The organism is Geomonas azotofigens, assembly GCF_018919395.1.
GTDB classification, from domain to species: domain Bacteria; phylum Desulfobacterota; class Desulfuromonadia; order Geobacterales; family Geobacteraceae; genus Geomonas; species Geomonas azotofigens.
In genome coordinates, this window is record NZ_JAHLME010000006.1 from 21,663 (window position 1) to 34,766 (window position 13,104).

The following is a 13,104-nucleotide window of genomic DNA, read 5'->3' on the forward strand; positions in this document are numbered from 1 at the left end:
ACCTCTTACCCACTGCCGTAATGCCTAATGATGCCGGTGGCGCGTATCAAACAATGCTGCCCTAACAAAGGAGCTAATGTTGATTCATGAAACCATTAAAACTGCCTTTGAAACAGCAAGCAAAATCCCCCTAGAACCCGCAATCCCCAAGAAATTACATGCAGCAAGGGCAAGGTGTTGGGTCGAATCACTGGCAGCCGAATTTCGGAAAGAGTTTGGAAAGCCGGACTGGAGAGTATTCTCTATTGACTGCGATGAAAACAAGAAGGAATTCCGCAGGAACGAGTTCTTATTTGACATCACTGTTAGCAGAGTAGATTTCATTACCTCTCCAGTTCACGCCAAATCTATACCATTTATGACCGATCTAGAGTGGGCCGTCGAATCAGAGTTCTCTGGTAACACTCGAAATGTGATTGACGACTTCAACAAACTTGTGGTCGCACGATCAAAGAACAAGCTTATGGTTATTGCTGCAGGCCCTCGGGAGAAAGATGTATGGGAAACACTGAGACCTTGTGCTGCCGCTGCCACTTTTGGAGGAGCACGTGTGTTCTTAGCAGCTATTCCGCACCCACGCCATTGGAATAGTGAAAGCTTACAGGTCACGATTCTTGAATTTAAGGCCACGGATGGTCTGTGGGTATAATGCAGGCTGGAGAAATTCCCCTGTCTCCATAGGGATCTTCAACACGTTGAGGTAGCAATGACCAGAGTAAACGAGAGGGTGGGGGGTGTTGCGAGGGCTGTGCGGTCGCGCTGGCCCTCGCTCTGCGCATTGTTGGCGCTTGGCGGTCTGTATGCGGCTTTGCCTTCCACTTTGCTACTGGGCGGCCCGCGCTGGCTCCTCCTGGCTATCGTCTCCGTACTTGCAGTGCCACTTGTCGTCACGCATTACCAAGGGGCCCATGATGTAAACCAGGTGATAGGGTTCGTTCTAAACGGCGTGGTGACGGCGACCATGATCATGTCGTTAGCCTTACTGATAAGAGCCCTGCCGCTTCACCTGGAAAAACCGCAAGAACTGCTGCAGTCCGCTGCGGCACTGTGGCTCTCCAATATCCTGGTATTCGCTTCCTGGTACTGGAGGCTTGACGCCGGTGGCCCGCACCATCGAGCTCAACAACAGGAACACCTCAAGGGGGCATTTCTCTTTCCCCAGATGACGCTGCCCCCCGAGAGAAAACACGCTGCTGGTTTGCATGAGTGGACACCGAATTTTGTGGATTACCTGTTCCTGGCCTTTAACACCTCAACAGCCTTCTCGCCAACCGACGTTCCCGTCTTGTCGCGTTGGGCAAAGGTTTTGATGATGCTGCAGTCGATGATCTCTTTGCTGGTGATAGCGCTACTTGCGGCTCGGGCGGTCAACATCCTGTAACATCCGGGGAGGCGAACGGAGTTGCACTTAGGGTCTCAGGGTGCAGGCCCCGCCGGCCCGCAACCTCAGGTACATCTCCTCGACCTTGTCTCTGGCCCAGGGCGTCCTTCTTAGGAATTTGAGACTGGAGGAGATGCTGGGGGTGTGGGTAAAACAACGAATGTCGATCCGCCTTCCCAGCTCTTCCCAGCCGAGCTCCTCCACCAACGCGGTGAGAATCATCTTCAAAGTGACGCCGTGGAGCGGGTCGTTTGGCGATTGAGCGGTCATCGTTTCATCCTGAATTCTGTAGGTGCAAAGCTGAGAAAAGGCGACTACTGTTGATATGGCTGATTTGCTGTAAGAAGTCAACGGAATCAGTCCGCTCCGGGTTAAGGCATGATGAGGTGACAGTAGTGGGGTTGGAAGAGAAGCAGAGACAATTCAATGCAGCCATGGAGTTGTATAGCACACGGAGCGGCTACAAACGTTTCGGCGTGTTGGTATCCTTTGCCAACGTGAGTCTGCAGGCCTGGCTGGTCTGGTGTACCATGTCGCTGCCCATTGGCATCGCCGGAGAGCTGACCGCGCTATTGGTCGCGTGGCTTCTTGCCGATTTTGTGAACGGGCTGGTGCATCTGTACATGGACCACAATGATCACTACGACTCGTTCTGCGGACCGCTGATCGCCAATTTCCACCTACACCACAAACTGCCTCGTTACGGGCAGAAGAGCTTGCCGGTTGTCTACTTCATCGAGTCCGGCTCCAAAGTCTGGCTTGTCCCCTGCCTGGCTTTACTGGCGGTGGCAGCAGAGTTCTTTGGGCTACATCCGGTACTATTTCATACTCTCGTCTACGCCGGAATCCTTTCCTCAGTCGCTGAGGTCTCCCACTACCTCTGCCATAATTCGATATCGCCCGCCGTGGTATTCCTGGGCAACTGCCGAATTCTCCTATCCAAGCGGCATCACGCTATTCATCATATGCAGGACAACGTGAACTACGCCTTCCTAAACGGTGTCACCGATCCCGTCATCAACCTCATAGCCGCCCGTTTCCCCCGGGGGTACAAGCAAAACACCGACCTCCATTACGCCACCTACTCAGGAGAGACCGGCTCGCACCAGTAACGCAAGGGGCAGACGCCGCATCCTTATTTACATTTACGGTCTTATGCGTAAATAGCGTCACAGCCTATTAACGGATAAGGCGATGCCAAAAACCACCTCAGCTCGACATTATGGGACCGGGCATTCCACCACCCGGCTCAAAAATGCCTCTCCTCAACCTCCTCCGCGGCTTTCTGGCGTTTGGCCGGGGGCTTCCAGAAGCTGGCTTGCCAGTTGTCCACACCGTTTTCCCGCGCCACCCATGGGGGGAGACCGACCTTGAAATGCCTGGAGAGCGCGTTGATGTAGGGCTCGTACATGAGGCGCAGTTCGCCAAGGTTCTGCTCCAGGACAGCCCTATCCTTCAGCTTGTAACCGCTGCCGCGAAGGATGTCGCAGATCTCGTCCAGCTTCGCCGGAGGGAGCCGGTCAGCCCCTAGTTGCCGCGGCTGGGTCTTGAACACGAGTGCCAGGTCGACTACCGCATGGCGCGACATGGCAAAGGTGAGCTCCGCCTGACGGTTGCAGGTCCCCTCTACCCCAGCCATGATCAGGGCGCAGGTGTCAAGGATCGCGGTAAGCGCGGCCAGCCAGGACTGGTTGTCGTGTTGGGAACGAAAATAGGCGAGCACGGGATAGGAAAGATGCCCCTCGAGAAACTCCGCGGACCAGCGCTCCCACTCGTGCAGAAGTTCGCGAAGCGATTCCGCCCCCCCGTGATGGCTGTGCCTGCGCAGCATCTCCGAAGCGGTGGGAGGTGAACCGGCCCGGGCGTCGAGCAGGGAGATGCTCACCTCGCGTCGGGCGAAGGACTGGTTCAGAGCCGGCAGGTAACTGATCACCAGGGCCAGGAAAGCGAACCCCATCCCTGATTCGATCACCACCAGCAGGCGCCCCAGGCTCGTTTTGGGCACCACGTCACCAATGCCGAGGGTAAAGAAGGTGGTGCCGCTCAGGTAGAGGTCACTGATCAATGCGGTACCGCCGTCGCGGTAGAAAAGCCAGGAACCGCCCCAGTGGATGAGCGCGAAGCCGGCGATCAATACCGCCGCCCAAAGGCTCAACAGAAGCAAAAGCGACAGCGGCCCGAAGTAGCTCAACCAGGTTTCCCGGCGCCTGGCCGGAACGAAGTTGTGGATGAGCCAGGTCCAGGGACGCCAACTGCTGCGGTAGAAGACCCGCGTGATGCGGAAGCGGCGCGTCACCCGGCGCGGCAGGATGATGGTCTCGAATCCCTCCCACAGCACCAGGAGCACCAGTGCAGCTCCTAGAATCATCGCCACAATTGCCATATCCTGCCTCTCGCCCGCCATCCGAACTGCCACACGCTCTCATAGCAGTTCCACAAATTCTCTCACCAAGACGGACGAATGCAAAGGGGTGACAAGGCCCCCGTGCCCAAAACCATTGGCCACGGAGAAAACCTGGGAACTTCTGAGAAACCACGCAAACCAGCGGCCCCAATTCCATATCGGTGCTAATCCGAATGAGACAAAAGCGCCCCCGTCCGGGAGACGGACGGGGGCACGGGAATGTTGTCAAAAGAAGTGTTTAGAGCGACCTGATGCTCACCGGCAGGGACCAGGGGCCGCGGCCGGTGGAGGAGAGGATGCTGGCACGAATCCAGTACAGTTTGCCGGGTTCTCTACCGGGAATGTGAATCTTGGAGGCCAGGGGAAAGTCATCCACGTCGAGCCATGTAGGATTGGTGGCCGGATCCTGATCCGTGATCTGAACCCTGTAACTTTTGGCGCCCGGAAACCTGGTGATCCTGGCTGACAATGTACCGGAATCCTTGCCATGAGTAACGGTGAGCTCGGGCGCCGGAGGAGGACCGGAAGCGGTCTTTTTCACCTGCACCTGCACCGGACGAACCTTGAACCCGGCCCTCTTCAGAGCGTCCCGGTCGCCTTCGACGGCCAATTCGACGTACTGGCCGATCCTCGCTATCCGTTTCTTACTCGTCTGGTGAAACTCGTCCCTCTCCTTCACCATCGCCACATCATGGTTTTGCGCTCGGAGTATCGCGGCATCTAGGAAATCCGCGTCCTCCCCCAGCCCGTCTAAAGATCGCAACCATGGTGGCCACGGCTTCAGGTTGGGGTGATCATGATTGAGCAGCATCACCTTGACGGTCCTCATCATTTCCGCCGTCTCGCGAGGGGTAGATCCGAATTCAGGGGCTAGCACTGACTGCATAAATTCCTCCTGGGCCTGATGTGATCTCATCTCCAGGAGGAGACTATCTTAAATATATTTAATTGCAAGCACCACATTTACCGATCCTTGCGGCAAGCTTGTGCCCCTTGGTAGCCACGTGGTTCACAATTTCTAGGGCGTACAAGAAGGTATGCGCCGCTGGTGGTGACGATGCCGGCCTTCTTCGACACATTTCGCGCTCCCGTATCGAGCCTGAGAAGTAGTTGGGCAAACTCCTGGCAAACATATGCCGCCACAACTTGCCGAAATCATACATACTTTACGGAGGTTGACGAATCATTTATCAAAGTTGACGGGAAGTTTTTCAAAGTTGACGGGAAGTTTTTCAAAGTTGACGGGAAGTTTTTCAAGGTTTGGAAAAAGTTCAACAAGGTTTTGGAAAAGTTTGACAAACCTCCCCCCTACCTTTTCAAGGTCCGGGACGTGATGGTGCGGGCGGACGGAATCCTTCTCGAACTTCGCGCCTTTGTGCCAACTTTCACCGGCGGTTTATGCAGTCCGGCGAAGAACCTGGGCAAAGAGCGGCTACGGGTGTGTGAGGTTTTCGGTTTCCGGTTCCGTTTTTTCCCAGAAGTGCTCGGATCTTCTCTGTGGCTAACGGTTTTCCCAACCGAGGTTGATCGGACTGGTTTATGAACTACAATTAATTCAGCAGACAGAACCGGGTCATTTACGGCTGGCCTGACAGCGACGTGGAGGTACCACATGGATGGCGTGAGCGAGTATAAGCTACTTAGCTTGGAGTTGAGGACGTTATTGGCGGAGGCAATAAAAAGGTCCCAGATCGCTGAGGCAGGCGACTACGAGCCTCGTCGCCTGTTCGCGCTGACGCAGGTGCTCGGGTGCCGTGACCTGTTGCAATACCTTATTGACAACGATGAGTCTGCATTTGGTGAGGTTCTGGAGGCAACGCTCGAAGATCAGGAAACGCAATACTGGGAGGCTTGGAAAGACGATAACCGCGAGAGGATGACTATTGCCCTTGCCCACCGACGCCTGTTGAAGAGGCTGATTAGGCGGCTGACCGATCCCCGGCGCAGACAAATGCTGCTTCCACAGTTAAATCCTAACCTGTGACTGCGCGGAAGAAGTCACTGTTGCTGCCGAGTCAGCCAAAAACTCTCTCCGTGACCCAGTAAATGCCCATCGGTCCTTCAGGCTTGTCCTCACGGATTCTGACATCCGCCACCTCCACGCTCTCAACCCCGGCGACACTCTCGAATTCGTTGATCATCTCGAGCGCCCGAGATTCCGAATCGGAGACGACATCGTAGGCGACGTAGTACCCCCGCGCCTCCCGGTACCACGGATGTCCTGCAGGCAGTCTCGCAACGATGATGAATTGGTATCGTTTCGATTCGTCGCTGTAGCAGAACCCCTTCAACCTCCTTATTTCGCCGAGCAGCGGGTTACTGCTACCGTACTCATCAAGGCAGTGCATCAGAAAGCTTTGTACCTCGTCTTTGCTGCACCCCTGTTGCTGCCGAATACGCGCAAGCGCAGCGACCACAAAGCCGACCCTTTTTTGATACTCGTCATCCCTCTCGGGGTGCTCCTCCAGGAATCTTTCTGCCAACTCTCCGGCTTCGGCAATTCTGCCCATTCCCTCCAAAGCGAGGATTCGGGTAGACTCGGCGCACCATCGCATAGAGGCATCTTCAATACCATCCAAACACGTCAAGGCAGCTTCATAGTCATGACGGTCGAGCCCAAGAAGGGCCATATTGATCCGGACCTCGTCTGTTTTTACGTGCGGGCAAAGCAATGCCTGATCGTAGGCAGCCGATGCTTCTTCGTGCCTGTTAAGGCGGCTTAGGCAGATTCCCAGGAAAAGCCAGTTGGTCCAGAGGGTAGGAGTTTTCAGCACGCCGCGTCTCATCGTGTCAACGGCGCTTTTGACATCATTTAACCCGGCGTAGGATTGGCCAGCGAGGTAGCAGGCAAAGGGATTCTTGGCATATTCGAGCTCTGCCGCGACCTGGAGAGCCTCTGTATACCGGCCAGCTTCTAAATGATCGATACCCTTGTCCAAAAGTTTTTCAATTCTTTTCTTAGCAAGATCATCCACCACAGCACCTCCCGTATGACTGCCGTACCACACCTCGCCCGGTTAAAATAATTTGAATAATTTAATCTCGTTGGCGACGATGTCAAGTTCGTGCAGGAACGCAGTGCTCCAACTCGCAGCTGAGCCGTCTTGAGAAATATAGCCACAGGAGGGAACGGCCGTCGGGACAGTGGGACCAAGGGTTGATACTGGATGGGGGAGAGCTCGCGGTCGCACGGCTCATCGGCCCGATAATGGTTCCGGGGACAACGTGATACCCTCACCCGCCGAGACATGATGCCCAGAGAATTTACCTACACATAGTCTCAGAGTGTAACCGGCGACCGGCTACTGAAGGCGTCTGACGGCGTACTGGTAATAAAAGCACATCTGCTGTCTTATCGTGGTATAGTACAAAGGATAGAATTTTTACGTAATGCAACTTTACAACAAGGAGTAACATCATGAGTAAAGGCCAAGACAGCAAGAAATCATCCAAAAAGGAACCGGCAAAAACACAAAAAGAAAAGAAGGCCGACAAACGGCTCAAAAAAGAGGAAAAAACTACTGGCGTAAAGCTCACGATCTAAAAAGAGTCCGTCTGTTACCGAAGACAGCGACAGCCGGCGCTTTACTGTTACTTGACAGCCGCCGCGCTGCGGCTCTTCTTCCCTCCGAATTCCCACGCAACGTCTCTCCTCAAGCCTGCTCTTCACGCAACAAAATCGTTCGCAACAAATGGAGACATCATGATCCTCGCAATAGTGGTTACCTGTGTATTTTGCGCCGCCGCCTTCGCCCTGCTGAACAAGGGGCCGATGGACCGCCAATCCGCCCACAGCACGGTCTATTGGGCGCGCTACGAAGGTAAATAGGCAAAATACTGAAATCGCGTCCTTACGGCGGCTTGCCGCAAGAGCAAGCCGCTTGTTGAGACATCCAAGTTTCCGGTAGCTTCCCTTGCCTCCTCCGATCCATCTCCCCAGAAACAGTCCGCACGGTTCCTTTCAGAACCCTTCCGTTCGATGAAGTTATCTCGATGGTTTGAAGTTCAGAAAACGCAGCCCTGGTCCGGGTGGAACTGGATGGCCGGCCCATGGCCGACGGCGTGGTCCCCCTGGAGCGGGCCCTGGTGGAGCACAGGGTCGTGGTCCGGATGGGAGGACCGATACTGCCAGCCGTTCACGTTTGACTTGCCTCATAAGAACAATTATAGTGCGGCCTGTTCGGCAAACGGTATCCTGTCGAGGAGCCGGGCCAGACCGCCCTACTCCTGCAGGCGCCCATCCCCCTCTGACCCAATCGGTATCAAGGAGTTCCCGATGCGTTACATCAATATCGACAAGATACTCGCCGCCCAGCTCACCACGCCGGCTGAAAATCCGCTCGTCGGAGACGAAACCCGCATGATCGACGTCTGGTTTGACGGTGCCGCGGTGCGCAAACAGCTGTTCAAGAAGGTGCACAAGACGGAGCAGGAAGCGATGGCGCAGGAACTCGAGAACAAGGGGTTCATCCGCTCCGGTAATCTCCTCATCAACCCGCGCGCAATCCTCTTCGCCGAGATGGAGCACGAGATCGTTGGCGGTCTGGTCACCATCGGCTACCAGGACAACGGCAAACCGGTGGAGCTAAAGGTGGACACCACGGCCTTCAAGGATTTGTGCGAGCGGCTGGCGAAATAGGAAAAGTGAGTTGGTCCGGAGCAGCACCAACGTTGAGGAACGTACCCAGATGACGACCCAGTACTACGCAGCGGCTAGTCTCGACGGATTCATTGCCACCGAAGATGATTCGTTGGATTGGCTGTTTCAGTTAGGCAGTGTCGACGACACCAGCTATCCCGCATTTATCGCGGAGGTTGGCGCACTGGCGATGGGTTCGACAACCTACGAGTGGATGCTGCGTCATGCCGACGAGGTGGCCCTGGAGACAGGAACGGCGTGGCCGTACACCCAGCCAGTGTGGATATTTTCCAGCCGGGAGCTTCCAACCATTGACGGTGCGAATATCCACTTCGTGCGTGGTGACGTCCGGTCTGTTCATGCCGAAATGATGAAAGCGGCAGGATCCAGGAACATCTGGATTGTGGGCGGAGGCGATCTGGCCGGCCAGTTCTACGACGCCGGACTACTAGACGAGATCATCGTTCAAGTCGGCTCGGTCACCCTCGGCAAGGGGAAGCCGTTCTTTCCGCGTCGCCTGGTCACCCCACCGTTGACCTTGGTTTCCGTGCAGCAGTTCGGCCCAGGATTTGCCGAGTTGCGGTACCAGGTACCGAAGCTTGCCCAATGAGGCGCTGCACCGGCACGGGTTCATCGGCATCGAGAAAGAGGTCGTTGACCTTATTTCCATATGGATCAAAAGCCAGTCCCCCTCCAAGTAGCGCCTCCTGGATTTCTCTACAACCAATCACTGCCCGCCAAGTACCACCGGCGGGCTTTTTTTTTGTCAGCAACAAGGGCAGACTGGGGAAGGTTGCAATCTCTGTTTGCCGGAGCCACAAGCCTTGCAAGAGGACACGAGGGGGAAGAACCAGATGCGGATGACTTCCTGATCATTGAGAAGAAGGACTATTGGGTATCGCATTTTGTTCACATCTGTTACTGTCGTTTCATCAAGGAGCTTTGAGCACCGCAGCTCCCCACACTGACCTTCTCGAAAAGATACCTACCATTTAACATTTCCCCAGAAATTTAAATCATGGATTCCATCCGGATATCAGCCACCACGCGATGCAGAGGGGAACTGATGTCCACCATGGATGTACGAAACAGCCAGATCGCAGGCAACCGCCTGGAATACGGCCGCCACTATGATTTTCTGCAGTTTGTGACGCTCGCACAGGCAACGGCAGCCAGCGACGAGAGAGACGAGCTGCTCGCCTGGCTACGGACGCATGCCGACTTCGGCTGCGGCGACACCAAGGTCGATTGCGGGAGGCTTTCGCCAGGCTGCCGGACCTGCGCTACCGGCGGGTGGTCCTGCCTCTTCATCAACGGCCGCTGCAACGCCTCCTGCTTTTATTGCCCGACGTCGCAGGACGATACCGGCGACCCGCTGACCAACGGTATCCCCTTTGCCTCTCCCGAGGACTACGCCGAGTACGTGGCACGGTTCGGTTTCACCGGGGCCAGCATCAGCGGAGGGGAGCCGTTACTCACCCTGGACCGCACACTCGCCTACCTGGATGCCGTCAGGCGACGCTGCGGCGACTCGGTCCATCTCTGGTTGTATACCAACGGCACGCTCCTTACCAAGGAGATCGCGACGGAGCTCCGTAGCGCGGGGCTCGGCGAGATCCGCTTCGACATCGGGGCGACCGGCTACCACCTCGCCAAGCTTCAGCTGGCGGTGGGGGTCATACCTACGGTGACCGTGGAGATCCCGGCCGTTCCGGAAGAGGAAGGGGTGTTGCGGGGAAAGCTGACGGAAATGGCTGCCGTGGGGGTTCAGCATCTGAACCTGCACCAGATGAGACTGACGCCGCATAATTCCCGGCACCTGGCAAGCCGTCCCTACACCTTCGTGCATGGAGAGAGTGTGACGGTGCTGGAATCGGAATTGACCGCACTCAGGCTGGTGCGCTTTGCGCTCGAAAAGGGTATCGGCCTGCCGGTCAACTACTGCTCCTTCCCCTACAAGCGTCGCTTCCAGCATGCGGCTGCCCGCCGTCGCGGCATCCCGTTTGTCCGGGGGAGTGGCGAAGAGGTGACGCAGGCAGGGTACATGCGTGCCGTCGGCGGGGGGAACGTGCAGTATTTCGAGGCCGTCACCCTCCCCCGCGGGATCTACCAACACCCTGTGGTGGAGATCGCCCTCCCTTCGGGTGGCCGTATAGCCGTGGAGAAGCGCCCTGTTTCCCAACTCATGCCCGCCGCCGCTTCCACTTTTGCATCCCTCTCCGAAGAGACCGTTTTTCCTGCCGAGTTACAGAGGTTCGAACGGATCGCCATGGGCCTTGCCGATTACTTTTGAGGTTATTCGGGGTTAAAGGCTAAAGGGGACAGGCTACTTTTTCGATTTCTCAGGCAGTAGATTCCACAAGCGGAAACCAAGCAGGCGTTGTCGGCCTGCACCGGCAGGCTTGTCGAGGTATAGGGGACAGGGACTATGACGTCCCCTCTGCGGAAGTTACGGCTTGGGCCGACCGATGTGCCTTGAGCCACTGCGAGAAACGCTCGCTGTTTCTCCGCGACAGGATCCGCTCGAATTTTTCCTGGTCGTAGAGATAGAGACAGTACCGGATCAGAGAGTAGGCACTGAAGGTCCGGTTCGGGTTTTCAGCGATCACGTGGTCGCTGTACTGCCGGACGACTTTCAGATTCTCGTTGAGGCACCGGTGCAGGTCCGCCTTCTGGAAGGTGCTGTCCTGCTCCAGGATATCCTGGACAAAATCATCCACCTTCTGATCCTCGAACGAAAAATCCCTGAAAAAGTGCCCTGCGATGGGGAGAAAGTTGAAGGCGTTCACGGTTTTCGAGCCGGGCGACACCGCCTGTCCAGGCAGTTCCGGCACACCGTCTGCCGGCTCGCTGATCTGCGTATCCGTCGCCTGCTGCATCAGGTCCGAGGTCGCGTTGCGGATTTCCTTGAATTCGCGGTCTGCCAGTTCGAACAGGGCGGAGAGGACGTTGATCCTGCGCTTCAGGTCGACCGGGATCGATTTCTTGTACTTGATCTTGTGGTCCAGCCTGCTCCAGGCGTCTTGAATCAGTGACCGGATCTGCACCTCGAAGCTGATTTCCATCGGCGGAAGATTCTTGGTGAGGCAGGGGGCCTGCGGGTCCAGGGCCAGGTCCATGTGCAGCCCTTTGTAACCGAAGGAATCCTCCGTGCTCTCCACGGCGGAGGTCTTGTCCGTGACGTTCAGTATCCTGTAGTGCCGTTGCAGCAGCGCCGAAACCGCCGGGACTTCATCCTCGTAGAGGCAGACGACCCGGATGCCGACGAGGTCTGATATGAAGTCCTTGATCTCGTAGGGCTGCTCGTCGGCCTCGAGCTTGCTCTGGTACTTGCGCTGGAACTTCTTGATGCATTCCTCTTTGTCCTTGACGCGCCCTTCTATCTTGGTGACCTCGCCAACATCGCTTTGCCTGATCAGCGTCCTGATCATCCCGAGGTATGCGTCCTTGGCCGCGATGAATTGCTTGTGGTTGCTTTCGTAGTACTTGTTGAAGATTGCTTTTTCTTGTTCGAAATCAAGTGATGCCATGCACGTTTCCTTATAAGACGCGGTTGTTACGCTCCCATTGGTAGCCCAGAGCAGCGCAACTTTATCCTGTTATGGGACGAAATGCGAGAGGTAATAACACGGGGGGGAGGGCGGGATTGGGTGCATCGACCACGGGCGGCATAGGATCGACCGGCAGGAAGCGCGAGAAGGGACGGATTGAGCAATTTCGGTCAGGAATCTCTCTCGAAAATCGGGTAGGATGATCCGCGAATCGAGAGGGGCGATGAACATGGATAAGGCACAGGCATACGCGGAAAAGTTCGACAGGGTGTTGCGCTACATCGAGCGGCACCTGGATGAGCCGTTGACGGTGGAGCGGTTGAGCCGGGTGGCGCACTTCTCCAAGTTCCACTTCCACCGGCAATTCACGCTCTATACCGGCATAGGGGTCGTTGCCTACATCCGGCTGCTGCGGCTCAAGCATGCCTCTTACCGGTTAATCTACCGCCGGGACGAGCGCATCATCGACATCGCGCTCGATGCGGGGTTCGACAGCCCGGAAGCCTTTGCCCGTGCCTTTCGCCAGATGTTCGGACAGTCTCCCTCTCAATTCAGAAAATCACCCACATGGCAGCCCTGGAAGGAACGCTTCCGGCTGCCGCCCAACGAAAGGAGAGAAGACATGGATGTGAAGATCGTGGAGTTCCCCGAGACACGGATCGCGGTCCTGGCCCACCGCGGCGCTCCGGAGAAGCTGGATGACTCGGCACTCCGGTTCATCGAATGGCGCAAGCAGAGCGGCTTGTCGCCGGTGAAGCAATCCCTTACCATCGGCATCGTCTACGACGATCCCTCCAACGTGGAACCGGAGCAGTTCCGCTTCGACATCTGCGGCGAAGTTTCGCAGGAGGTACCGGAGAACCCGCAGGGTGTGTTCAACAGCGTCATTCCCGGCGGCCGCTGCGCCGTGGCGCGGCATCTCGGCTCCCACGACCGGATCGGCGACACCGTCTATCCGCTCTGCCGCGACTGGTTTCCGAAAAGCGGCGAGGAATTGCGGGATTTCCCACTCTTCTTCATCTACCTGAACCTGCTTCCCGACGTCGCCGAGCACGAACTGATCACCGACATCTACCTGCCGCTAAAATAGCCGGTTCACACCATTTACCATTTCAGCATCGTCGCCGAT

At 56.4% G+C, this 13,104-nt stretch carries 16 protein-coding genes; 11 read left to right on the plus strand and 5 right to left on the minus strand.

Features of this window, described 5'->3' with window-relative positions:
• Positions 1 to 79 precede the first annotated feature (79 nt).
• Positions 80 to 649 (plus strand): hypothetical protein, encoded by a 570-nt coding sequence (locus tag KOL99_RS17410; RefSeq protein ID WP_216511745.1) that lies wholly within the window; start codon positions 80 to 82, stop codon positions 647 to 649.
• Positions 650 to 706: 57 nt separating this feature from the next.
• On the plus strand, positions 707 to 1,381 hold the full coding sequence (locus KOL99_RS17415; protein ID WP_216511746.1) for a DUF1345 domain-containing protein: 675 nt from the start codon (positions 707 to 709) through the stop codon (positions 1,379 to 1,381).
• A 27-nt stretch (positions 1,382 to 1,408) separates the two neighbouring features.
• Here the strand turns inward: KOL99_RS17415 and KOL99_RS17420 are convergent, their stop codons facing one another.
• A complete protein-coding gene (locus tag KOL99_RS17420; RefSeq protein ID WP_216511747.1) occupies positions 1,409 to 1,651 on the minus strand; it encodes a VF530 family protein in 243 nt (80 codons plus the stop codon).
• Positions 1,652 to 1,782: 131 nt separating this feature from the next.
• Here KOL99_RS17420 and KOL99_RS17425 point away from each other — a divergent pair, with 131 nt between their 5' ends.
• On the plus strand, positions 1,783 to 2,493 hold the full coding sequence (locus tag KOL99_RS17425) for a fatty acid desaturase family protein (protein WP_216511748.1): 711 nt from the start codon (positions 1,783 to 1,785) through the stop codon (positions 2,491 to 2,493).
• Between the two features lie 137 nt (positions 2,494 to 2,630).
• Here KOL99_RS17425 and KOL99_RS17430 read toward each other — a convergent pair whose 3' ends face one another.
• The gene (locus tag KOL99_RS17430) at positions 2,631 to 3,764 is read right to left on the minus strand and encodes a potassium channel family protein (RefSeq protein WP_216511749.1); all 1,134 of its coding nucleotides are present in this window, start codon (positions 3,762 to 3,764) and stop codon (positions 2,631 to 2,633) included.
• A gap of 259 nt (positions 3,765 to 4,023) precedes the next feature.
• Entirely contained in the window at positions 4,024 to 4,671 is a 648-nt protein-coding gene (locus tag KOL99_RS17435; RefSeq protein ID WP_216511750.1) for a hypothetical protein, read from the minus strand.
• A gap of 171 nt (positions 4,672 to 4,842) precedes the next feature.
• Between KOL99_RS17435 and KOL99_RS17440 the strand changes: the two genes are divergently transcribed.
• Positions 4,843 to 5,328, plus strand: coding sequence for a hypothetical protein (locus KOL99_RS17440; RefSeq protein WP_216511751.1), 486 nt, complete (start codon positions 4,843 to 4,845; stop codon positions 5,326 to 5,328).
• Positions 5,329 to 5,397: 69 nt separating this feature from the next.
• Complete coding sequence (locus KOL99_RS17445) at positions 5,398 to 5,769, plus strand: hypothetical protein (RefSeq protein WP_216511752.1); 372 nt, start codon at positions 5,398 to 5,400, stop codon at positions 5,767 to 5,769.
• 31 nt (positions 5,770 to 5,800) lie between these two features.
• On the opposite strand, the gene KOL99_RS17450 is transcribed toward KOL99_RS17445, so the two are convergent.
• On the minus strand, positions 5,801 to 6,763 hold the full coding sequence (locus KOL99_RS17450) for a tetratricopeptide repeat protein (protein WP_216511753.1): 963 nt from the start codon (positions 6,761 to 6,763) through the stop codon (positions 5,801 to 5,803).
• A gap of 440 nt (positions 6,764 to 7,203) precedes the next feature.
• On the opposite strand from KOL99_RS17450, the gene KOL99_RS21865 reads away from it, so the two are divergent.
• The 5 genes from KOL99_RS21865 to KOL99_RS17465 all read left to right on the plus strand — a co-directional run bounded on the left by KOL99_RS21865 (position 7,204) and on the right by KOL99_RS17465 (position 10,717).
• Positions 7,204 to 7,329 (plus strand): hypothetical protein, encoded by a 126-nt coding sequence (locus KOL99_RS21865; protein ID WP_268898958.1) that lies wholly within the window; start codon positions 7,204 to 7,206, stop codon positions 7,327 to 7,329.
• A 159-nt stretch (positions 7,330 to 7,488) separates the two neighbouring features.
• The gene (locus tag KOL99_RS21870; RefSeq protein WP_268898959.1) at positions 7,489 to 7,614 is read left to right on the plus strand and encodes a hypothetical protein; all 126 of its coding nucleotides are present in this window, start codon (positions 7,489 to 7,491) and stop codon (positions 7,612 to 7,614) included.
• 447 nt (positions 7,615 to 8,061) lie between these two features.
• A complete protein-coding gene (locus tag KOL99_RS17455) occupies positions 8,062 to 8,424 on the plus strand; it encodes a hypothetical protein (protein WP_216511754.1) in 363 nt (120 codons plus the stop codon).
• Positions 8,425 to 8,473: 49 nt separating this feature from the next.
• Complete coding sequence (locus KOL99_RS17460) at positions 8,474 to 9,034, plus strand: dihydrofolate reductase family protein (protein WP_216511755.1); 561 nt, start codon at positions 8,474 to 8,476, stop codon at positions 9,032 to 9,034.
• 456 nt (positions 9,035 to 9,490) lie between these two features.
• Positions 9,491 to 10,717: a radical SAM protein gene (locus KOL99_RS17465; RefSeq protein WP_216511756.1), complete on the plus strand. Its 1,227-nt coding sequence runs from the start codon at positions 9,491 to 9,493 to the stop codon at positions 10,715 to 10,717.
• 133 nt (positions 10,718 to 10,850) lie between these two features.
• On the opposite strand, the gene KOL99_RS17470 is transcribed toward KOL99_RS17465, so the two are convergent.
• Entirely contained in the window at positions 10,851 to 11,954 is a 1,104-nt protein-coding gene (locus KOL99_RS17470) for a GTP pyrophosphokinase (RefSeq protein ID WP_216511757.1), read from the minus strand.
• 250 nt (positions 11,955 to 12,204) lie between these two features.
• Between KOL99_RS17470 and KOL99_RS17475 the strand changes: the two genes are divergently transcribed.
• A complete protein-coding gene (locus KOL99_RS17475; protein ID WP_216511758.1) occupies positions 12,205 to 13,065 on the plus strand; it encodes an AraC family transcriptional regulator in 861 nt (286 codons plus the stop codon).
• Positions 13,066 to 13,104 lie beyond the last annotated feature (39 nt).